Origin of the sequence: Ornithinimicrobium sufpigmenti (assembly GCF_004322775.1) — a bacterium.
Taxonomy (GTDB): Bacteria; Actinomycetota; Actinomycetes; order Actinomycetales; family Dermatophilaceae; genus Ornithinicoccus; species Ornithinicoccus sufpigmenti.
In genome coordinates this window covers 398,043-419,096 of record NZ_CP036403.1, presented here as the reverse complement: position 1 = coordinate 419,096, position 21,054 = coordinate 398,043, and the positions used below count along the sequence as shown (strand labels likewise).

The 21,054-nt window shown below is 68.9% G+C and carries 14 protein-coding genes; 12 read left to right on the top strand and 2 right to left on the bottom strand.

What is annotated here, in order from left to right:
- Positions 1–46: 46 nt before the first annotated feature.
- From ESZ52_RS01955 to ESZ52_RS01940, 4 genes are all read left to right on the top strand, one after another.
- The gene (locus ESZ52_RS01955; protein ID WP_131103456.1) at positions 47–1,033 is read left to right on the top strand and encodes a hypothetical protein; all 987 of its coding nucleotides are present in this window, start codon (positions 47–49) and stop codon (positions 1,031–1,033) included.
- Between the two features lie 240 nt (positions 1,034–1,273).
- Entirely contained in the window at positions 1,274–3,265 is a 1,992-nt protein-coding gene (locus tag ESZ52_RS01950; protein WP_202865396.1) for a site-specific DNA-methyltransferase, read from the top strand.
- Positions 3,258–5,789, top strand: a complete 2,532-nt coding sequence (locus ESZ52_RS01945) for a DEAD/DEAH box helicase (RefSeq protein ID WP_181009796.1) — start codon at positions 3,258–3,260, stop codon at positions 5,787–5,789. Before ESZ52_RS01950 ends, ESZ52_RS01945 begins: the two co-directional genes overlap by 8 nt.
- A gap of 3 nt (positions 5,790–5,792) precedes the next feature.
- On the top strand, positions 5,793–7,202 hold the full coding sequence (locus ESZ52_RS01940) for an MGMT family protein (RefSeq protein WP_131103453.1): 1,410 nt from the start codon (positions 5,793–5,795) through the stop codon (positions 7,200–7,202).
- A gap of 199 nt (positions 7,203–7,401) precedes the next feature.
- Here ESZ52_RS01940 and ESZ52_RS19065 read toward each other — a convergent pair whose 3' ends face one another.
- On the bottom strand, positions 7,402–7,836 hold the full coding sequence (locus ESZ52_RS19065; RefSeq protein WP_181009795.1) for a hypothetical protein: 435 nt from the start codon (positions 7,834–7,836) through the stop codon (positions 7,402–7,404).
- A 401-nt stretch (positions 7,837–8,237) separates the two neighbouring features.
- On the opposite strand from ESZ52_RS19065, the gene ESZ52_RS01930 reads away from it, so the two are divergent.
- The 6 genes from ESZ52_RS01930 (at position 8,238) to mobF (ending at position 18,151) form a co-directional block, all read left to right on the top strand.
- On the top strand, positions 8,238–9,353 hold the full coding sequence (locus tag ESZ52_RS01930) for a tyrosine-type recombinase/integrase (protein WP_131103452.1): 1,116 nt from the start codon (positions 8,238–8,240) through the stop codon (positions 9,351–9,353).
- Complete coding sequence (locus ESZ52_RS01925) at positions 9,350–9,685, top strand: helix-turn-helix domain-containing protein (RefSeq protein WP_022921924.1); 336 nt, start codon at positions 9,350–9,352, stop codon at positions 9,683–9,685. Before ESZ52_RS01930 ends, ESZ52_RS01925 begins: the two co-directional genes overlap by 4 nt.
- Positions 9,682–11,145, top strand: coding sequence for a hypothetical protein (locus ESZ52_RS01920; RefSeq protein ID WP_238154319.1), 1,464 nt, complete (start codon positions 9,682–9,684; stop codon positions 11,143–11,145). Before ESZ52_RS01925 ends, ESZ52_RS01920 begins: the two co-directional genes overlap by 4 nt.
- 67 nt (positions 11,146–11,212) lie before the next feature.
- Positions 11,213–11,563, top strand: coding sequence for a Cd(II)/Pb(II)-sensing metalloregulatory transcriptional regulator CmtR (gene cmtR, locus ESZ52_RS01915; protein ID WP_029202581.1), 351 nt, complete (start codon positions 11,213–11,215; stop codon positions 11,561–11,563).
- Complete coding sequence (locus tag ESZ52_RS01910; RefSeq protein WP_022921927.1) at positions 11,560–12,156, top strand: cadmium resistance transporter; 597 nt, start codon at positions 11,560–11,562, stop codon at positions 12,154–12,156. Before cmtR ends, ESZ52_RS01910 begins: the two co-directional genes overlap by 4 nt.
- Positions 12,157–12,427: 271 nt before the next feature.
- The gene (gene mobF, locus ESZ52_RS01905; protein WP_202865395.1) at positions 12,428–18,151 is read left to right on the top strand and encodes a MobF family relaxase; all 5,724 of its coding nucleotides are present in this window, start codon (positions 12,428–12,430) and stop codon (positions 18,149–18,151) included.
- Between the two features lie 295 nt (positions 18,152–18,446).
- On the opposite strand, the gene ESZ52_RS01900 is transcribed toward mobF, so the two are convergent.
- Complete coding sequence (locus ESZ52_RS01900) at positions 18,447–18,920, bottom strand: hypothetical protein (protein WP_131103451.1); 474 nt, start codon at positions 18,918–18,920, stop codon at positions 18,447–18,449.
- Positions 18,921–19,369: 449 nt separating this feature from the next.
- Between ESZ52_RS01900 and ESZ52_RS01895 the strand changes: the two genes are divergently transcribed.
- Together ESZ52_RS01895 and ESZ52_RS01890 are read left to right on the top strand one after the other, a co-directional pair.
- Positions 19,370–19,813 carry a hypothetical protein gene (locus ESZ52_RS01895; protein WP_131103450.1) on the top strand — a complete coding sequence of 148 codons (444 nt, stop codon included), beginning with the start codon at positions 19,370–19,372 and terminating at the stop codon, positions 19,811–19,813.
- A gap of 124 nt (positions 19,814–19,937) precedes the next feature.
- Positions 19,938–21,053, top strand: coding sequence for a peptidoglycan-binding domain-containing protein (locus tag ESZ52_RS01890; RefSeq protein WP_181009794.1), 1,116 nt, complete (start codon positions 19,938–19,940; stop codon positions 21,051–21,053).
- The last annotated feature ends 1 nt before the right edge of the window (position 21,054 follow it).

Here is a 21,054-nt window from a genome sequence, read left to right as displayed (position 1 = left end):
ATGCCTTCTGGCGGGTTAAAACGCTCAGAACAAGGGGTGCATTCTGATGTCGACGAGGGCGGAGAAGCTCCAGGATCAGGTCGAGCGCCGTCACCGCCGCCTGCAGCAGATCGGGGAGGCACAGATCGAGGCAGCCACGGAACGCCTTAACAGCATCCGCTCGCCCACGCCGTTGCAGGTGCGTACCGGCTTCGTCTACCGGCCGCACGACCCCGCCGCTGTCGACTACAGCGACCGAAGGGTCCCTCCACCTACCGAGAGGCCCCCGGCGACACGGCTGCTGTCGCCGCGCGGTAGTGCGCTGCGCCTCGAGCTGATCGCCCTGGGCGTTGCGCAGCGCCGCAAGGCAGGCAGTGAGTTCAAGAACGATCTACCCCTGGCGCCTGGGTACACCCACGGCGGCTCAGCAGCATGGGCGCAGCTCATCACCACCCCCGCTCAGTACGCCGGCGCCGGCAATGTCCGGGCCACCCCCCTCACGAAACGGAGGCGCAGCCTGACTGACGCCTTGGACGTCCTGGCGAATGCTGGTCTGGTCGACTACCCACGGACTGGGGACGACAGAGGAAGGCGCGAAGGCTTCCTCCTGCTGGACGAGCGCGCGACGTCCCCCACGGACCGGTTGACGTACCGGGTTCCCACCTCAAAGGAGTCAACCGTCCTGGTCCCCCCCGGGTTCTTGCACAAGGGCTGGGTGCATGTCCTGGAGGATTCCGAGATCGCCCTGCTGCTGATGGTGATGTGCGGGCTCGGCAAACTTCCGGACTCCGAGGGCTGGGTCGCCATCCCCGCAGGGGAACGGCTGCTGAACTACGGACTCAGCCGCGACGCCTTCAGCGCCGCGCACCCGGTCCTCCGAGAGATGGGGCTCCTGGAGGTCCAGAGCGTCGGCCGTCACAGCGACGGCCGCGTCATCGACTTCCGCAGCGAAGGACCGAGCCTCCATCGGCTCAAGCTTGTCCCTGAGGCATTCGAGGAGAAGGCATATGACTTCGCACTGGAGGCGCTGGACCGCATAAGGGCCGAGTGCTGAGGATCTGTACAAGGTTGTGAGACGACGCCCATCTCGTCGTCGGGTCTGCCCGCAGGTCAGCGGCCTGCTCCTGTGACTAGTCGATCCAGAACCTACATGGCTGGCACTCGACCCGTGCTCGATGCGGATCTTGTGCGGGTCCGGAGGGGCTTGTCGTCACAGCCATGTAGGTTGCGAGTGGCTTTGGTGCAAGGACGAAATGCAAGGAAGCAGGTCAGTAGTGCGGGCAGGGGTCGAGGCGTGAGCGGGCACGAAGGTCGGCTAGAGCTGACGTGGACAAACAAGGACAAGGCGCTCCTGTCGACCGGCGACGGCAAGTACGACTACGCGTTCGTTGATCCGGCCGACCGACGTGTCGCCGAGGTGAGGCTCCTGCGGGAGGTCGAGCGCATTGACGCGGTGACACCGGCTGGCCGTCCCGAGGATCTCCCGGCCCCGACGACTGACAACCTGCTCATCACAGGCGACGCCATGCACGTGCTCGACGCGCTGGCCAAGATCCCGGAGTACGCCGAGAGGTACCTTGGCAAGGTCAAGTTGGTGTACATCGACCCGCCGTTCAACACGGGGCAGGCGTTCTCCAACTACGAGGACAACATCGAGCACTCGATCTGGCTCACAATGCTCCGTGACCGCCTGAGGCAGATCAAGCCGCTCCTCGCACCAGACGCATCGGTGTGGGTGCACCTCGATGACGTAGAGGTGCACCGATGCCGCGCTGTCATGGACGAGGAACTCGGCTTCGACAAGGCCGTCGCGACGATCGTCTGGGAGAAGGACAAGGGACGACGCAACGACACCGACATCTCTAGCGCGCACGACTACCTGCTCATCTACGCCTCACTGGGAACCAAGTGGAAGTCGGTCAGGAACCTGCTGCCGCGTGGCGCGCAAGATCAGCGATACCGAAACCCGGATAAGGACCCCCGCGGCCCCTGGCTTCAGGGTGATAACGGCACGACAAAGAGCGGGACAGAGAAGAATCGGTTCCCTGTCGTCCTCCCGTCCGGGCGAGTCGTAACTCCTAAGGGGAGGTACTGGCCATTCACACCTGAGAGTCTCGAGTTGGCCAAGTCCGAGGGCCGCGTGTGGTTCGGCAGGGATGGAGACTCGCTGCCCGTCATCAAGCGTTACCTGACAGACGTACAGCAGGGGCTGGTACCGCGGACGTGGTGGACGGCCGACGACGCTGGGCACAACCAGGAGGCCAAGCGCGATCACCTGAACAAGATGTTCCCAAACGTCCCCAATCCCTTCGACACCCCAAAGCCCGAGCGGTTGCTCCAGCGCGTGATTCACATCGCCACCAACCCGGGTGACATCGTGCTGGACTGCTTCGCTGGGTCTGGAACCACTGCCGCTGTCGCCCAGAAGATGGGCCGTCGCTGGGTGACCTCGGAGCTCGTGGACGAGACGGTCACGACCTTTACCAAGCCGCGGCTGCGCAAGGTAGTGGAGGACGAAGACCCGGGCGGCATCACTTTGAGCAAGGAGCGAGTCGCCGCCGACGACACCCAGTTGCCGGAGAATGTGACGCCCGAGGAAGCCCAGGGGTTCAACACCACTCTCACTCGGATCATCGGCGGTGGCGACGTCAGGCTTACGGTCGACTTGTCGAAGGAGCTAGCCACGCTCGCCAAGACAGCTGGCGACGGGCCGCTAGACGAAAACGAGACGAAGGCGCTCCTGAGCCTGCTCAAGAAGTTCGGGGACGCCGGCCAGATGGACGTCACTAAGGAGGCCAAGTCCCAGCTCGCCCGGGCGACGAAGACCCGTGACCAGGTTACAAAGCTCTGGCACGGCGGTGGTGGATTCACCCACCTGGAGGTCAGACCGTCGATGTTCACCGAGGTCGGCGGGATGGTCTTGCTGGCCGAGTGGGCCACGCAGGGTGCACTGACCGAGGCGATGTGCGCCCAACTCAGCGTCCGGTACGAGCCCGAGGGGGTGTTCGCCGGCAGGTCCGGTCGCGTCCGGATCGCGGTGGTCGACGGCATGGTGGGCCCCGGGACGATCGACGCGATCGTCGACCAGCTCCTCGACGGGGAGAATGTCGAGATCTGGGCCACCCAGCTCTCCGATGACGCGACGGCGCATCTCCAGCAGGTCCGCCCGCGGTCCCGGCTGCACCGCATCCCCTCCGCAGTTATCGACACCTACCGCCGCAAGAAGGCAGCGCACAGCCCGTTCGCCAGCAAGACCACCGAAGAAGATGGGGAGATCGATGGGTGATGTCCGGCTCGACGAGGACCTGCTCGAAGACGTCAGCGAGCGGCTCGACCTGCGCGAGCCGAACCGCAAGGCCGTGAGGACGGTCCTGCTACGCACCTCGCTGCACTTCGACGTGGACGGCGAGGACGGCCCGTTCGAGTGCGTCGTGGACTCCGCCACTGGTGTCGGCAAGACCTATGTCCTCGCCGGGCTCATCGAGTACCTCGCCCTGGCAGACCCTCCGGCGAAGAACTTTCTGGTCTTGGCGCCGGGGCGGACCATTCGCGACAAGACGGTCCGAAACTTCACGCCCGGCGACAAGAAGGCGCTCACGACCACGATGAGGTCGCAGCCGCACCTTATTACGGCCGACAACTTCAACAGCCCGGCGACCCGGGCGGTCATGTCAGACCCGACGAAGACCAAGGTCTACGTGTTCACAGTCCAGGCGCTCACATCGAGGACAGGTGAGGGACGCCAGACGCACGAGTTTGTCGAAGGACTAGGGACCGACTTCTACTCCTGGCTCTCCCAGCTGGACGACCTGGTGATCTTCGCCGACGAGCACCACTGTTACCGCGGGCCGGCGTTCAGCCGCACCATCCGCGAAATGAACCCCGAGGTGGTCGTGGGTCTCACCGCCACGCCGGCGAGTCAGGACGAGGACCTGGTGGTTTACCGGTACCCGCTCGCCGCAGCCATCGCCGACCAGTTCGTGAAGACGCCGGTGGTGGTCGGTCGCAGGGACGACCGTAACGACGACGAGACGAAGCTTCTGGACGGGGTGAATCTCCTGCGGGCGAAGGAGCGGCTCGCCCAGCGGTACTGCAAGGAGAACGGATTGGCACCAGTTAACCCGGTGATGATGATCGTCGCGGGAAGCATTGAGAAGGCCGAGAGCCTCCGGGACATCCTCGACTCCACTGCGTTCGACGGTGGAGCGTGGGCCGGCAAGACCTTGCTGGTGCACTCCAGGCTCACAGGGGAAGAGAAGGAGAAGGCACTGGCCGACCTCGAAGCAGTCGACGATCCCAACTCTCAGGTGCGCATCATCTTCAGCGTTGGGATGCTCAAGGAGGGGTGGGACGTAAAGAACGTCTATGTCCTGGCCTCATGGCGCCCCTCGGTGTCGGACGTGCTGACGGAGCAGACACTGGGACGAGGACTGCGCCTACCGTTCGGCGGGTACACCGAGATCGAGTTCCTCGACACCCTCGAGGTCATCGCCCACGAGCGGTACGAGGAGCTGCTCAAGAAGCGGAAGGCCCTCAACGAGCAGTTCATCGACTACTTCACCTACGCCGAGACACGGACCCGGCCTGACGGCAGCAAGACGGTCGAGACGAAGCACGACCAGGTGGAGAGCGACGTCCTGCCCTACCCGCAGGACCCGGCGCAGGGGACTACGCCGGGTGGCTCGGACACGGATGGTGATGCTCCCGCCCCGGCTCCCGGTGACGGGACCGCGCGGGGTGACTCCGTGACCGACCTGGAGACCAGGAGGAAGGATGCTGAGACAGAGCTCGGGGAGGAGGCTCCCCTCGTCACCTACACGCCCTTGCCCGACCGTCCCAGCGTGGAGATTCCGCGAGTGACCTCGGTCGCGAAGAAGGTGGAGGTGAGCCTCAACGACATCGACCCGGACGACTACGGTCGGTTTGACAGGATCGGGCAAGCTCTGTCCTCCGAGCTGTCCAACGACCTGAAGCGCACGAAGATCGTTGCCACGCGCAAGGGCAGGTCGGTCGAGGTCGGCGTGGCGGAGGCCGAGGACGAGATCGCCGCGACGATCGCCCTCGACATTCCCCTGTCGGCCTCTCGCCAGATGCTCCTGAAGCGCGTGATGGACGTCCCCGGGGTAAAGCCTCGCCCGACCGAGCACGGGGCCGCCGAGCGCATCGTGGACCGTCTGATCGCGGCCATGGGCGACGACGCGGCAACAACACTGTCGGCGTTCGGCGAGCGGTGCGGTCAGCGACTGGCCGACGGGGTCAGGGAGGCTATCCGCGAGGCGAGCAACTCGCAGGTCTCCTACGAGGACCAGGTGGACATGGTCAGGCTGGACAGCGCCCGGTCGGCCGCGAAGAGGCAGCACGACGGTCATCCGGACACAGGGTTCGACCGTGCCACCGCCTTCGACGGATGGGCCAGGAACCTCTACTCCCACGCCTGGTTCGACTCGCAGCCGGAGTACAAGGCAGCCGCGGCGATCGACGCGGCGGAGGCGGTGGAGGTCTGGGCCCGCCTGCACCGGAACGATGTCCCCATCACCTGGAACGCTGACGGCCGCCGGTACAACCCTGACTTCGTGGTAGTCGAGACGGTGGACGGCAAGCGGCACGGATGGCTCGTCGAGACCAAGGCGGACCGTGACATGAACGCCGCCGAGGTCGTCAGCAAGCGCAAGGCTGCCCGACGCTGGGTGAATGTGGTGAATTCCTCACCCGCCGTTGAAGGCGTCGAGTGGCACTATCTGCTGCTGAGCGAGCGTGACGTGAACGACGCCCAGGGCAGCTGGCAGTTCCTCAAGCGGATTGGAAAGTGACCCATGAGCGGTGAGCGCGTATACACCATCGAGGGCGGCGCAGCGGTGCCCCTGCAGCCCGTGAGTCTGGCCGAGGCGGGCCTGAGGGAGCGTCAGGACCTTCAGGAATGGGTGCTCGCCCGGCCGGAGATCCTCGGCCCTGACGTCATCCTCGTGGCGTTCGAGTTCGACCGGTGGCAGGACGCACGTGGCGACCGTCAGCGCGACCGGCTCGACGTGCTGGGCCTGGACGCCGACGGCCGTCTGGTGCTGGCCGAGCTCAAACGGGACCAGGCACCGGACACGGTGGAGATGCAAGCGGTCAAGTACGCCGCGATGGCATCACGCTTCACCGAGGCCGACCTTGTCACCTACCACGCGCGGTTCCTTTCCGACCGTGGCGGGCAGACCGTCTCCGAGGACGTGGCCCGGGCCAGGTTGCTCGACCACGCCGGTGAGCTGGACGCCGACCAGCTGCGCCAGCCGCGGATCGTTCTGGTGGCCGGTTCGTTCACTAAGTCCACCAGCGCGAGCGTCGTGTGGCTAACCGAGATGGGTCTGGACATCACGATGCAGCGGGTCCAGGCGTACCGGATCGGCGCTGAGGGGGTCATTGTGACCGTCTCCCAGCTCTTCCCGGTCCCGGACGTGGAGGAGTTCACCATCTCGCCGCAGCGGGCCGAGGCTGTCGCGACCCAGAGCCGGAAGCGCAAGACCAGGGAGCGATCGGCCGTGCAGAAGCTGGTCGCCTCCCGCGCCTTGCCCGACGGGACCCAGCTGACCTTCCGGACCACTATGGAGGTCGATGCCGATGCCCGGGAGCTCGTCGAGGACTGGATTGCCGAGGATCCCAGGCGAGGCCGGGCCTCGTGGCGCAACGACGTGGCCAAGCCGCTGACTTGGGAGTACGACGGCCAGTCCTACCGGCCCACCGGGATCGTGTCCCAGGTCCTCCAGGAGGCCGCCCAGCTCGCCCGCTCGGTCCGCGGCACGTCGTGGTGGGTCACGGAGGACGACCTGTCCCTGGTCGACCTGGCCGGCCAGCTGCTGGAGCGATCGCCATTCGACTGGAGCCGGCTGCATGGAATCCTGCAGACCCTGCCGCCCAGTCGCTGGACGACGTACGGCGACTTGGCCGAGGTGGTCGGTACGGCAGCTCACCCCCTGGGCAGACACGTCGCCTCGTGCCCGGAATGCTCGAACGCCTGGCGCATCCTAGACGCATCCGGGCTGCCCCGACCGGGTTTCCGATGGACCGACCAGAATGACGCGCGGACCCAGCGCGAGGTCCTTGAGTCCGAGGGTGTCCGGTTCGACGGGGACCGTGCGGATCCAGCGCAGCGGCTCTCTGAGGACCAGTTGACCGCAGCGATGGAGGGGCGGACCGAGAAAGAACTGACATCACCCACGCGCCTGCTACCACAGCATTCATGACGCTGGGCGCCCGTTGTTGAGACCGGGACCCCGGAGGTGCCCTGGGGGGAGCTCAGCGAGTACTTGTCCAAGCCACTCTGAGCGCCGGTACTGCCCCGAGTGCATCAATGAACTCTGGCGGCCTGGGAGCGGGAGGGGCTCCCATCCCGCAGCGCTGCCGACATAGCCGCCAGGCCGGCCTCTGACGGCCGCCGCGCACTCACCCCGGCATGCTCTCAGCCGGCACCACCGAGGCCGGCGCAACCTCGCGCGAGTTCTCGCCCTGCTCCTCACCACGCCCGGCGGCGCCGCCCTGCTCCTCGCCCTGGTCCCCATCACCCCCAGCGCCGCCCTCGTCCTCGTCAACGACGCCCCGAATGAGCCGGTAGACCTCCCGTCCCGTCAACGTGCCACCCCCGCACCACACCAACGCCTCCTGCGTGCTCAGCCCCTCTTCCTCAATCAACGACCGCAGCGCCCGCCCTGCTCGCTGCTCGCAGTCGCTCACCACCGCGTCCCGCTCAGCCAGCGCCACGGCCACCGCCTCGCCCCACCTCGCCAGCCGCCGCTCTCGCTTCGCCTGATCCTGGACCACCTTCGCCCGAGCCTCCCGAGCACGCGCCCGCGCCCGCTGCCTCACCGTCTGCTTCTGCATCAGCAGTGCATCCTTCCTCGATCTACAAAGAACCTCCGGACACCACCTAAAGCGGACCAACACCGCCCAGGGACTCACCCCCGACCGATCACCCTCAAACCACCCGAGCCGACCCCGACCCGCACCGACTCACCGACCCGAGCCCGACAGAGAACGACCCTGAACCTGACCGAGAACGACCCTGAGCCCGACCGAAACCGCACGGCTCATGTCCCACACACCTCTGGCATTCCCGGACCAAGCGAGCATTATCGCGTCAGAAGTCACACCCGTTGGGTGGTCTGCGGATTAGTAGGGACTTCGACGGCCCCCCGCGGGCCCGTTGACCAGGGACGCCTAACTAGGTGTAACGTCAGGAGCAACAATATGGCTTCTGAGGCAACGACGGATCGGCGGTCCTGATGGTCGGCATACCGGGCTCGGCGGGGCTGGTCCTGGTCGCCGGGGTGGCTCATCTGAACGAGGAGAGCGCCGTCTTCGAGGCGATGCTGACCGGGTGGGGTCGTCAGCAGGCCTCCCGGCTGCTGGGTGAGAAGACCATCAGCGACCGGGTCCGGCTGGTCCGTCGGTTCACCGAGTTCGCCGAGTCCTACCCGTGGTCCTGGGGTCCCGGGGACGTGGAGGACTTCACGGTATCCCTGGCCAGCGGGGACGGTCGGCGGTCACCCTCGACGATCCGCGGGTACCACCTGGGACTGCGGATGTTCTGCGATTACCTCACCGACGCGCGGTACGAGTGGCCCCGGCAGTGTCGCGACCGGTTCGGCTCGGTGCCCTCGCAGGTGTGCCACGAGTGGAACACGGTGACACATCTGAACGAGTACGAGGGCCGTCCGGCACGGCGACCGTTGACGTACGCCGAGCTGCAGGATCTCTTCGACCACCTGGACGCCCAGGTCGAACGCGCCGCGTCCTCGGGCCGCAAGGGAGCGTTGAGCGCGCTGCGTGACGCGCAGGTCTTCAAGACCGCCTACGCGTTCGGCCTGCGCCGCAACGAGCTGTGCCGCCTGGACGTGGCCGACCTGCGACCCAACCCGCACGTGCCCAGGTGGGGAACGTACGGCTCGGTGCACGTCCGCTACGGCAAGGCCGTTCGCGGCGGTACCCCGCGCCGCCGCACGGTCCTGGCGGTGCCGGAGTTCGACTGGGCCATCGAGGGGATGCGGCAGTGGGTCGAGCAGGCCCGTCCGCTGTTCGGCGTGCCTGGCCACCCGGCCCTGTGGGTGACCGAGCGGCTCTCGCGGGTCTCGCTGCGCCACTTCGACGCCCGCTTCGCGGCGGTCCGCAACCAGGCGGGCCTGGACCCGGCGTTGTCGCTGCACTGCCTGCGCCACTCCTACGTGACCCACCTGGTCGAGTTCGGCTATCCCGAACGGTTCGTCCAGGAGCAGGTCGGGCACGCCTACGCCTCGACCACCGCGATCTACGCCTCGGTCAGCAACGACTTCAAGGACAAGACCCTCAAGGCCGCGCTGGCCCGCGTCTACGCACCCACCGATGAGGAGGACCAGGGATGACCGTCCGCACCGTGATGGGGTGGAACCTGCGCCAGGTGATGGCCACCCACGGCATGTACCAGACCTCCGAGCTCGTCCCGCTGCTGGCCGAGCGCGGGGTCCACCTGTCCCGTGAGCACGTCTACCGGCTGGTGGCCCGCACCCCGCAACGGCTGAACATGGACGTCCTGGCGGCCCTGTGCGACATCCTGGACTGCGAACCCAACGACCTGCTGGTCCCCACCGTCGTCGAGGACCAACCCGCCAAGACCGGCACCGGGGACCGCGGTCCGGGCATCGGTGACCTGCGCCCGATCCGGGCCCGGGTCCGCCGCCCGCCCGAGGGCCGGTGAGCCCACGTCCGCGGCTGCCGCGCCAGGACTGCGCGCACTGCGGGCGACACGACCGGTGCACCCGGATCGTCCTGGAGGAGGCGGTCTGCCAGCGCTGCACCCTGCGCTTCGCCCGGACAGCCCAACCCTGCCCCGGTTGCGCCAACATCAGGGTGCTGGCCTTCTACGACGACCGGCGCCGGCCGGCGTGCGCGCCCTGCACCGGCAACGAGACCGTCTACGCCTGCACCGCCTGCGGGCGGGAGGACTCCCCGTGGGGCCGGCTGTGCGGGCACTGCGCGCTGCAGGAGAAGGCCACCGTGCTGCTGTCCGGCCCCGACGGGGTCATCCACCCCCGGCTGCGGCCGGTGTACGAAGCCCTGATCTCGGGGCCACGACCGCAGACCACCCTGTACTGGTTCACCCGCTCCACCGGCCCGGCCACCCTGGGCGCGATGGCCCGCGACGAGCTCGAAATCTCCCACGCGACCTTCGACACGCTCCCGGCCGACAGGACCAACACCTACCTGCGCGACCTGCTCACCGCCCTGGGGGTCCTGCCGCCCTTCCACGCCGAGCTCGAGCGGGTCAGCCCGTGGCTGGAGGAGCTGCTGGGCACCCTGCCGGCCGGGCAGTCCGAGGTACTGGCCCGGTTCGCCCGCTGGCAGGTGCTGAGCAGGCTGCGCCGCCAGGAGCAGCACGGGACCCTCACCCACGGCGCGATCTCCGCAGCCCGAGCGACCATCGTCGTCACCGCCCGCTTCATGAACTGGCTCACCGAGCACGGCACGGACCTCGCCGACATCGAACAGGGTGACCTGGACCGGTTCGCCGAGGAGCACCGCGCCCGCGCCCTCGCGCTGCGACCGTTCCTGGCCTGGTGTGCCCGCACCGGCCTCGGAGGGGATCTGTCCGCGGCCACCCGCCCCACCACGCAGCCCGCCGTCACCCTCTCCGACGAGGACAGGTGGTCGCACGTCCAGCTGCTCCTGCACGACGACACGATCCGCCTCTACGCCCGCGTCGCCGGTCTCTTCGTCCTGCTCTACGCCCAACCCCTGGCCCGGGTTTGTCGCATGCGCGCCGACCAGATCACCGTTGACGCCGTCGGCGTCACCACGGCCACGTTCGACACCTTCCCCGTCGAGCTGCCGGGCCCGCTCGACCGCCTCGTCCGCACCCACCTGACCCGTCGCGGGCAGGCCTCCTACGTCAGCCGTCCCGACACCTGGCTCTTCCCCGGCGGCATCCCGGGCAAGCACCTGGCGACGGAGAACGTCCGCGCCCAGCTCGTCGAACGCGGCATCCAGCCCATGGCCGCCCGCAACGCCGCCATGTTCCAGCTTGCTGCGAGCATGCCCACCCCGATCCTGGCAGAGGTGCTCGGACTGGCCCCCAACACCGCCACCCGGTGGGCCGCCCTGGCCTCACGAGACTGGAGCGCCTACACCGCCCAACGCGACACCCACCTCCGACGCTGAAGCTGATGACTTCCCGTTGCACCCCCGACCTCACGGACGGTTCAGCACAAACTGTATAGTTCAGCCCGTGCTGACTACTTCCTCCAGGCTGGACGCGATGCATCGGATCGGCCGGGCCCTGGCAGATCCGACGCGGGCTCGGATCCTGCTGTCGCTGCTCGAACGGCCTGCCTATCCCGCTGGACTTGCCGAGGACCTCGGCCTGACGCGGCCCAACGTGTCCAACCACCTGACCTGTCTGCGCGACTGCGGCATCGTCGTGGCCGAACCGCAGGGACGACAGACCCTCTACGCGATCGCCGACCCGCACCTCACCAACGCGCTGCTCGCGCTGGTCGAGGTGACCCTCGCCGTGAACGAGGACGCCCCGTGCCTGGATCCGCAGTGCCCCGTCGCCGGCTGCGAGGTCAGCCGGTGATCCTCACCACGGTCCTGCAGGCGATCGGGCTGTTCATGGCCACCAACATCGATGACATCATCATTCTTTCTCTGTTCTTCGCCCGAGGCGCCGGCCAACGAGGCACCACCACCCGGATCGCGCTGGGGCAGTACCTGGGGTTCGTCGGGATCCTCGGTGCTGCGCTGCTGGTCGCCTGGGGGGCCGGGCTGGTCCTGCCGTCCAGCGCCATTCCCTACTTCGGGCTCATCCCCCTGGCGCTCGGTATCTGGGCGGCGTGGCAGGCATGGCGAGGCGACGGTGACGACGACGACGAGAAGGTCGAGGGCAAGAAGGTCGGCATCCTGACTGTCGCCGCGGTCACCTTCGCCAACGGCGGAGACAACATCGGCGTCTACGTCCCGGTGTTCCTGAATGTCAGCACGGCAACCGTGGTCATCTTCTGCGTCGTGTTCCTGCTGCTCGTCGGCGTGCTGGTCCTTCTCGCCAGGTATGTCGCCACCCGCAGGCCTATCGCCGAGGTGCTCGAGCGATGGGAACACGTGCTCTTCCCGATCGTCCTGATCGGCCTCGGCATAGCCATCCTCGTCAGCGGCGGCGCATTCGGACTCTGACAAACCGGGACCCTACGAAGCGCCGAACGACGGAGCGTGACGCCTCCCATTCCGGGCGCCTGACCTGCGGGGCGTCGCCTGCTTCGGGCCAGCTATAAGGACTGGTTCCGATAGGGCTGTCCACCAGTACCCTGCCCAGAACCGCACCACAGAACATGTGCGCCCACGACTCGCGCCGTGGCCGTTCACCGGGTCGAGATGTGCCCAGATCGAGACCAAAAAGTTGCCCGAGAATGAGTCCCTGAGCCTCGAATCTCCGCTTTGTATAGGTATGGCGATGACGATCCACCGGCTGACTGCCGGGTCGGGGTATGACTATCTGACCCGCCATGTCGCCCGGCAGGACGCCACCGAGGTCGGCCACAGCGGACTGGGCAGCTACTACACCGCCAAGGGTGAGGCTCCGGGGGTGTGGGTCGGCGCCGGTATGGCCGGGATCGAGGGCTTGGCCGCCGGTCAGGAGGTCACCGCCGAGCACATGACCCGCCTGTTCGGCACCGGGGAGCACCCGCTGCAGGACGGACAGAGCCTGGGCCGTCCGTTCCGGGTGTACGGCGGCCGCGATGACGTGACTCCGTTCCGCATCGAGGTGGCGCGCCGGTTCGAGAAGCACAACAAAGCTCTCGGGCTGCCGGTGGACCACCCCATTCCGGTGGAGGAACGCGCGAGCATCCGCACCCAGGTCGCCCTAGAGATGTTCCGCGTCGAGCACGGCCGCGAGCCGTTCGACGAGCGGGAGCTGGCCGGGCTCATCGCCAAGCAGTCCCGGCCGCGGACCACCGCCGTCGCCGGGTTCGACCTGACCTTCTCCCCCGTGAAGTCGGTCTCCACCCTGTGGGCGGTGGCCGAGCGTCCCCTGGCCCTGCGGATCGAGGCCGCGCACCAGGCCGCGGTCCGCGACGCCCTGGCCTACATCGAGAAGCACGCCCTGTTCACCCGAACCGGCAAGGACGGCGTGCAGCAGGTGGACGTGCGTGGCTTGGTCGCCGCGGCGTTCACCCACCGCGACTCCCGCGCCGGGGACCCGGACCTGCACACCCACGTCGCCGTCGCGAATAAGGTGCAAACCGCGGCTGACGGGCGGTGGCTCTCGATCGACAGCCGCCTGCTGCACAAGGCGACCGTCTCCGCCTCCGAGGCGTACAACACGGCCCTGGAGAAGCACCTGCGTCCACTCGGGCTCACCTTCGCCCCGAGGACCCCGGCCACAGGGCCAGAGGCCCGCAAGCGGCCGGTGCGCGAAATCGTCGGCGTCGACGACCGGCTCAACCAGGCCTGGTCGACCCGCCGGGCCAGCATCCAGGCCCGGTGCAGCGCGCTGGCCCAAGCGTTCCAGGCTCAGCATGGCCGACCACCGACCCCGGTGGAGTCGATCCATCTGGCGCAGCAGGCCACCCTGGAGACCCGCGATGCCAAGCACGAACCTCGCTCCGAGGCCGAGCAGCGACAGACGTGGCGGGTCGAGGCGTTGACCGTGCTCGGTGACCAGGACGCGCTGGCCTCGATGGTGGACGCGGCGCTGTCCGGGGCTCGCACCCACGGGTTCGGGGAGGCCGTCGACGAGGCGTGGGTGGAGAGGACCGCGACGCGGGTGGTGGACACCGTGCATGGGTCCCGGTCCACCTGGCAGGTGTGGCACGTGCGCGCCGAGGCCCAGCGTCGCGTCCGCGCTGCGGACGTCCCGCTGGAGCGGGTCCAGGACCTGGTCGAGCACCTCACGCAGGCAGCGCTGACACGTTGCAAGGCGATGACGTCGGCCAAGGCGGACACGATCGTCGAGCCGGAACTGCTGCGCCGGGCCGACGGGTCCAGTGTCTACACCGTCGCCGGCTCTCAGTTGTTCACCTCCAGCGCGGTCCTGGAGGCCGAGCAGCGGCTGGTCGCCGCTGCCGGGGTCGCGGACGGCCGCCGTGCCAGCGAGGCCGACGTGGACGTGGCCCTGCTGGAATCGGTCGCCAACGGGGTCCACCTCAACGCCGGGCAGGCAGCGCTGGTCAAGGGCATGGCGACCTCGGGGGCGCGGGTCCAGCTGGCGATCGCGCCCGCCGGGTCGGGCAAGACCACCGCCATGCGGGCCCTGGCCCGTGCCTGGGAGTCCTCCGGCGGCACCGTCGTCGGGCTCGCCCCCTCCGCGGCGGCCGCCGCGGTGCTGCGCGAGAACGCCGAGACCCAGGCCGACACCCTGGCCAAGCTGGTCTGGCACCTTGAGCACGACCCCGAGCACCTGCCCCGGTGGGCCACGGACATCGACGAACGGGCCCTGGTGGTCATCGACGAGGCCGGGATGGTCGACACCCTGTCCCTGGACAAAGCCGTGGCGTTCATCACCTCCCGGGGCGCCTCGGTGCGCCTGGTCGGGGACGACCAGCAGCTGGCCGCGGTCGGCGCCGGTGGGGTGCTGCGCGACATCCGCGCCACCCACGGCGCTCTGCACCTGACTGAGCTGATGCGCTTCACCGGGGTGGCCGAGGGAGGCGCCTCCCTGGAGCTGCGCGACGGACGCCCCTCGGCGCTGGGGTTCTACCTCGACGCCGGGCGGGTGCACGTCGGGGACCTGGCCACCATGACCGAAGAGGTCTTCGGTGCCTGGTCGGCCGACCGGGCGCACGGCAAGGACGCGATCATGCTCGCCCCCACCCGGGAGCTTGTCGCCGAGCTCAACCAGCGGGCCCGCGATCACCGCCTGGACGGGGCTCCCCGGCCCGCCGACGAGGTCGCCCTGTCCGACGGCAACCACGCCTCGGTCGGGGACACCGTCATCACCCGCCGCAACGACCGCCGCCTGCAGACGGCACCCACGGACTGGGTCAAGAACGGTGACCGGTGGACCGTGCTGGACACCGACGAGGCCGGGGCACTGGTCGTGCAGCACATTCGCACCGCCCGCAAGATCGCCCTGCCGGCCCATTACGTACGGGAATCGGTGGAGCTCGGGTATGCCTCCACCGTGCACACCGCCCAGGGAGTGTCGGTCGACGTCACACACGGCCTGGCCACCGGGGCCGAGTCGCGCCAGCAGCTCTACACGATGATGACTCGCGGCCGGGACGCCAACCACGTCTACCTGGAGGTCGTCGGCACCGGCGACGAGCACGACGCCGCCAAGCCGGACACGGTCAGCCCGCGCACCGCCACCGACCTGCTCGAGGCCATCCTGGCCCGGGACGAGGCACCGGCCTCGGCCTCCACCCTGCTGCGTGAGGCCGACGACCCGTCCGTCCTGCTCGGTGAGTCCACCGCCAGGTACGTCGACGCGCTCTACACCGCCGCGGCCACCACGGTCGGCACCGAGCGCCTCCAGCGCCTCGACGAGGCCGCCGAGCACCTGGTCCCCGGCATGAGCGACGCGCCGGCGTGGCCGACCCTGCGGGCACACCTGACCCTTCTCGCCGCCGGCGGGCAGGACCCGGTGCATGTGCTGACCGGCGCGGTCACCGCGCGGGAGGTCGACACCGCTGCTGATCCCGCCGCCGTGCTCGACTGGCGCCTGGACGACACCGGGATGCGCAACACCGCCTCCGGGCCCCTGCCGTGGATCCCCGGCATCCCTGCCACCCTGACAGCCGACCCGACCTGGGGGCCCTACCTGACCGCCCGCGCCCAGCGCGTCACCGACCTCGTCACCGAGGTCGCCGAGCACGCGGTCACCGCCGCCACCCCCGAGTGGGCGGCACAAGGAACTGCCCGCCCGGCTGACGACGTCCTCGCAGCTGTCGCCGTCTGGCGGGCCGCGAACCAGGTCGAGGCCACCGACCTGCGCCCCACCGGCCCACCCCACGCCTCCAAGGCCGCAGCGACCTACCAACGCCAGCTGCGGTCCCAGATCCAGGGCGACCGCTCCCCCGCCCTGGCCGAGTGGGGACCGCTGCTGTCCGAGGTCGCGCCGGGGACGGTCAAGGACTCCTTCGTCCCGGTCCTGGCCGAGCGCCTGGCCGCCGCCACCCGGGCCGGGATCGACGCCGCCGCCCTGGTCCGGCACGCCGCGGCCACGCGGGCACTGCCGGACGACCACGCCGCGGCCGCGCTGTGGTGGCGCGTCGCCGAGCACCTGACCCCGTCCGTGGACAACACCGCCGGGCCCGACCAGCTCCTGGCCACCGCATGGGTGCCGACCCTGGCCAGCAAGCTCGGAGCCGACCGGGCCCAGGCGATGCAGACCAGCACCTGGTGGCCGGCGCTGGTCACCACCGTCGACCACGCACTGCAACGCGGCTGGTCCCTGGACGACCTCGCCGCCACCACCCCCGCACCGGGGGCTGACGTCGACGACGCCGCCGCCATGACCTGGGCGATCAGCACCCTCCTGGTCGACCCGACCCACCTGCACCAGGCCGTCGGTCCCCACGAGGAGGACCTCGAGCTGGCCGCTGTCGACCCGCACCCGGTCTCGGTGCAGGCCACCGACGCCGAGTACCGCCAGCACCTCGACACCATGACTGCAGCTGCCCCTGCCAGCAGCCACTCCGACCAGCAGGACGACCTGGACCAGGCAGAGGTGAACGCTGGCTTGACCCTGGCCGCGCAGTACCGCCGACTCATGGGGCCGCTGGACCCGACCGATGCCGACCTGCAGCGGGCCTACGACCGCGCGGTGCAGGCGCAGGAGTCGCCCGTCTCGGTACAGCGGCTGGCGCAGGTCAACGCGATGGCGCTGCACTACTACGAGCAGCAACTGACCGCAGGTGGCTGGGCCCGCGACTACCTGGCCGGCCGGTTCGGCCAGGACGTCGCCGGCCACCCGCACATCCGCCCCGGGTACGCCCCGGCCGGGTGGACCCGGCTGGCCGACCACCTGCGCGCCCAGGGCGTCACCGACACCGAGCTCCAAACCACCGGGCTGGCCACCACCACCAAGGACGGCCGCCTCATCGACCGGTTCCGCGACCGTGCCGTCTTCCCCATCACCGACACCAACGGCCAGGTGCTCGGGTTCGTCGGCCGCCGCAACCCCTCCGTTACCGATGACGCCCCGCACGCCGGTCCCAAGTACCTCAACACCCCCACCACCCCCCTGTTCTCCAAGGGCCACCAGCTCTACGGCGCCGACCCCGACCTGCTCAAGGCCGGAGCCACCCCGGTGCTCGTCGAGGGCCCGATGGACGCCCACGCCATCACCCTCGCCACCCGCGGCATGTACGCCGGCCTCGCTCCCCTGGGCACCGCCCTCACCGAAGACCAGGCCGCGCAACTCGCCCAGCTCGGCAGCCCGGTCATCGTGGCCACCGACGCCGACCTCGCCGGTCGCATGGCCGCCGAACGGGCCCACTGGCTCCTCGCCCAACACAACGTCCCCACCTTCGCCGCACCCCTGCCCGAAGGCACCGACCCCGCCGCCATGCTCCACGACCAGGGCGCCGACGCTGTGACCGGCGCGATCCTGGGCTCCTCCCCCCTGTCCGACCTCCTGCTGGAAGAGCGGCTGACCAACCTGCCCGTCGACGAGGCGCTTGAGCCGGCGGCTCGGGTGCTGGCCACCGCCGACCCGTCCAGCTGGGACCGCGCCTGCACCGAGATCGTCGACCGGCTCGGCACCGACGAGGCGACCACCCGCCGCGCCCTGCACCAGGCCGTCCGCGCCTGGCACGACGACCCGCACGCGGTCGCCACCCAGCAGCTCGACAACGCCCGCGACGTGCGTGCACGGCTCGACGCGGCCGCCCGGCAGACCCCCGAACAGCGCTGGGCTCCCCTCGCCGACCGCCTGGATCCCCGCCTCACCGCACAGGAGGACTGGCCGGCCCTGGCCCATGTCATGCAGCACCTGCACGACGAAGGCCACGACGTCCAGGCCCTGGCCCAGGCCAGCAGCACCAACGAGCCCCTGGTGTCCTCCAGCCCGGCACAGGCGCTGCGCTTCCGCCTCGCCGTCATCGCTCCACCCACGGACAGCCCACCCCGGCCAAGGGACGCGGCACCCGCAACGCCTACACGTCCAGAGACCGAGCGGGCCCCCGCCAACATGACTTCTCGCCATCCCGCCGGTCCCGGACGATGACACCCCCAGTCCCAGTGGCCCAAGGCAGCTCGGCGCGCTTCGAAAGGCTCGTGACAGACCGGATCCGCCGATGAGCGGGCGCTTGGCGGCGCCCGCTCGCAGGCATGGGCGCGACAATGGGTGGCCGCGCGCGAAATCTTTGCTGAGAAGCGTCTTCGGTGCGTTGGGTGAGCGTCGATCGGGGGGTGAACTTGTGGCCCGAAGACCTGTCTTGAAGTCTGCTTTGCCTCGTCATGCGGGGGACGATGATGGGGTGAAGATTGTTCCGTGTCGCCGGGTTGTCAGCGCTCGTGTCTTAAGGCTCGAGCATTTCGACGGGCATGGATTGGGGGCATTGTTCATCGATGGTGTGGAACGCTGTGCCGTCGTCTCGAGTTTGGTCGGCAACTTCGGCCGCCGGCCGCCACGCCGTGGTCTGGGTGGCCAGAAAACGCTCGAGCGTGGGCGGCTCGGTGACCGCATATCCGAGGGCCTCGACGCAGGGCACGTAGGTGCTGACGAGGTAGTGGTACCACCGGCGTTGCTGCTCCTCCAAAGTTATGCTCTGGTACTTTGCAGCCACTGGGTATGCCGCCTCGCAGATGTACTGATCGAGGTTGAGTGCCTGCTGCTGTTCGACGGGAATGACGTCGATGCTCATCCCGCCTTCCTCGAGGGTCACTGGCCAGCCACGGTCGGCAAGACACTGTTGGCGTTGCCGCATCCCATCCTGGTCGAGCGTGATCTCCTGGACGATGTCGACCTGTGACGGGTCGTCGATGTTGTACATGCCCGCAAGCTCGGTTAGGTACTCTTCCCGCGTCATCGGCTCGCTAGTGACTTGTGAGTTCGCTGGCGCTGGCGCAGTGTCTGGCTGCGAGCAGGACGTCAGACACATGAGACAGGCGAATCCGATGGGGGCGGCTCTCATCCTGATCCTTGGGTTGTCACTCTTCTTCTCGTAGTCGGCGTTGGGTCCCTGCTGATTGGCATCGCAACCTCCTGCGATCCAGCGGTGGCCGAAGGGATGCTGCGTGGAGGTAAAGTCCGATTATGCCTCTTCTCGGACGGCGCAGCACCGTCGCGGTGGCATCGGGCCTTTTCCTGGGCGCGTGTGCCCAGAACGGACCGGTTGCGACCGAGACCCATGTCGATGTGCCTACGCGGGCGGGAACTCAGGATGGCGCAGCTGAGGGTGAGCGTCTGGCCGCGGACCTAGGACTGGCCGATCCTCCTGATGTGGCCGTCGTTCGTCTCATCACTCCTCAGGAGTCGCAGGAGGTGTGGACGGCGTGCCTGCGGGACGCGGGCTGGGACGAGTCAGGGCCGGACGAGGGCATCGAGATCCCACCGGACCAGGAAGAGTCGTTCAACCTGGCCTACTACGTCTGCACGCAGCAGTACCCCGTTGAGGAGAAGTACACGCAGCCGCTGACTGCCGACCGGCTCGGGGTCCTGTACGACTGGTGGGTGGAGCACACGGTGCCGTGTTTCGAGCAGCGGGGCTGGGATGTGGGCGAGGTGCCGACGCGTGAGGTGTTTCTCGCCAACCCGCAGTGGTTGCCTGCGGAGCAGGTCGTCGAGCAGGCGCAGGCCGAGGTCGAGACAGGCCGGATCGCGTCCATGGACGAGGCGCTCTACGGCGTCTGTCCCGGTCCTCCGGAGGAGGTGCTCTACCCCTAGGGCCTCGGGCCCGGTGACCCGGCAATCCGGCGTGCCTGGTAGGCGTGACCTGCGTGTTCGTGGGTAGGGTGCGGTGACCGTTTCGAAGGTGAGAGGTCTGGTCGGTATGACGGGTGGGGGTCGCATGGGTGAGTCGGGCGGGCGGCGGTTGCTGGGGATCGTGCTGGCCCTGCTCCTGGTAGCGGCCGCGGCGGGAATGGGCTGGTGGGCCTCTCGTGCGACGCTGACCTCAACAGTTCCTGCCGAGGGGGAACCGGTGTCCCAGGCGGTGGTGTGGGCTGAGGCGACTGAGGGGTCGGTGGGGCGGTCTCTGCCGTTGTCGTCGACATTGCGGCAGCCGGCCGTGCCCGTTGCGCAGAACACCCTGACCGGGGTCGTCACACGGGTGTCACCGGGGGAGGTGGACCAGGGAGACGTCGTGTACGTCGTCGGGGACACGCCCGTGCGTGTGGTGCAGGGCGAGGGGCCGTTCTGGCGGGACCTGGCCACCGGTGCTAAGGGTGAGGACGTGACCGCCCTGCAAGTACTGCTCATCGACCAGGGCCACCTGGACGGTGAGGCCGACGGCGAGTTCGGACCGGGCACGCTGCGGGCGGTCCGAGCCTGGCAGAAGGCCGAAGGACGTGAGCAGACCGGGACGGTGCCGCTGGGCGAGCTGATCGCGGTACCGGACCTGCCCGCGGTGGTCCAGCTCGGCGAGGCCATCGTGGTCGGTCAGACCTTGGGCGGCGGTGAGGACGCTGTGCTCGCGCCGACCGGGGACCGGGAGTTCGTCCTGGTCGTGACGCAGGACCAGGCACGGTTGATCCCGGCCGAGGCCACGGTGGAGATCAGCTACGAGGACCACACGTGGGACGCTGTGATCGCGTCGACGGAACTGGATGAGTTCGGCTCAACCACGTTCCAGCTCACCGGCCCCGACGGCGGTGAGGTCTGCGGCGGTGAGTGCGGTGTGCTGCCGAACGACGCACAGGTGACGCTGCGCTCGGAGGTCGTGATCGTGCCCCAGGTGGAGGGCACCACGGTCCCGGCCGCCGCGGTCCGCACCCGTGCTGACGGCACCGCCTACGTGATCACCGACTCCGGCGAAGTCGACGTGGCCGTGACCGGGTCCGGGCAGGGCATCGCCGTCGTCGACGGGATCGAGGCGGGCACCCGCGTCCAGGTCCTCGACGGCACCCCAGGACCTCAGCCCGCCCAGGCACCGGTTGACGGCGCCGAGGCCACCGAGGACGGGTGAG

Excerpts from the sequence above, each read along its gene's own strand:
- ESZ52_RS19065 (WP_181009795.1), bottom strand. The coding sequence starts at position 7,836 with ATGCAGAAGCAGACGGTGAGGCAGCGGGCGCGGGCGCGTGCTCGGGAG.
- ESZ52_RS01890 (WP_181009794.1), top strand. The coding sequence starts at position 19,938 with ATGGGTGAGTCGGGCGGGCGGCGGTTGCTGGGGATCGTGCTGGCCCTG.
- ESZ52_RS01930 (WP_131103452.1), top strand. The coding sequence starts at position 8,238 with ATGGTCGGCATACCGGGCTCGGCGGGGCTGGTCCTGGTCGCCGGGGTG.
- ESZ52_RS01900 (WP_131103451.1), bottom strand. The coding sequence starts at position 18,920 with ATGTACAACATCGACGACCCGTCACAGGTCGACATCGTCCAGGAGATC.
- ESZ52_RS01940 (WP_131103453.1), top strand. The coding sequence starts at position 5,793 with ATGAGCGGTGAGCGCGTATACACCATCGAGGGCGGCGCAGCGGTGCCC.
- mobF (WP_202865395.1), top strand. The coding sequence starts at position 12,428 with ATGGCGATGACGATCCACCGGCTGACTGCCGGGTCGGGGTATGACTAT.
- ESZ52_RS01925 (WP_022921924.1), top strand. The coding sequence starts at position 9,350 with ATGACCGTCCGCACCGTGATGGGGTGGAACCTGCGCCAGGTGATGGCC.
- ESZ52_RS01955 (WP_131103456.1), top strand. The coding sequence starts at position 47 with ATGTCGACGAGGGCGGAGAAGCTCCAGGATCAGGTCGAGCGCCGTCAC.
- ESZ52_RS01945 (WP_181009796.1), top strand. The coding sequence starts at position 3,258 with ATGGGTGATGTCCGGCTCGACGAGGACCTGCTCGAAGACGTCAGCGAG.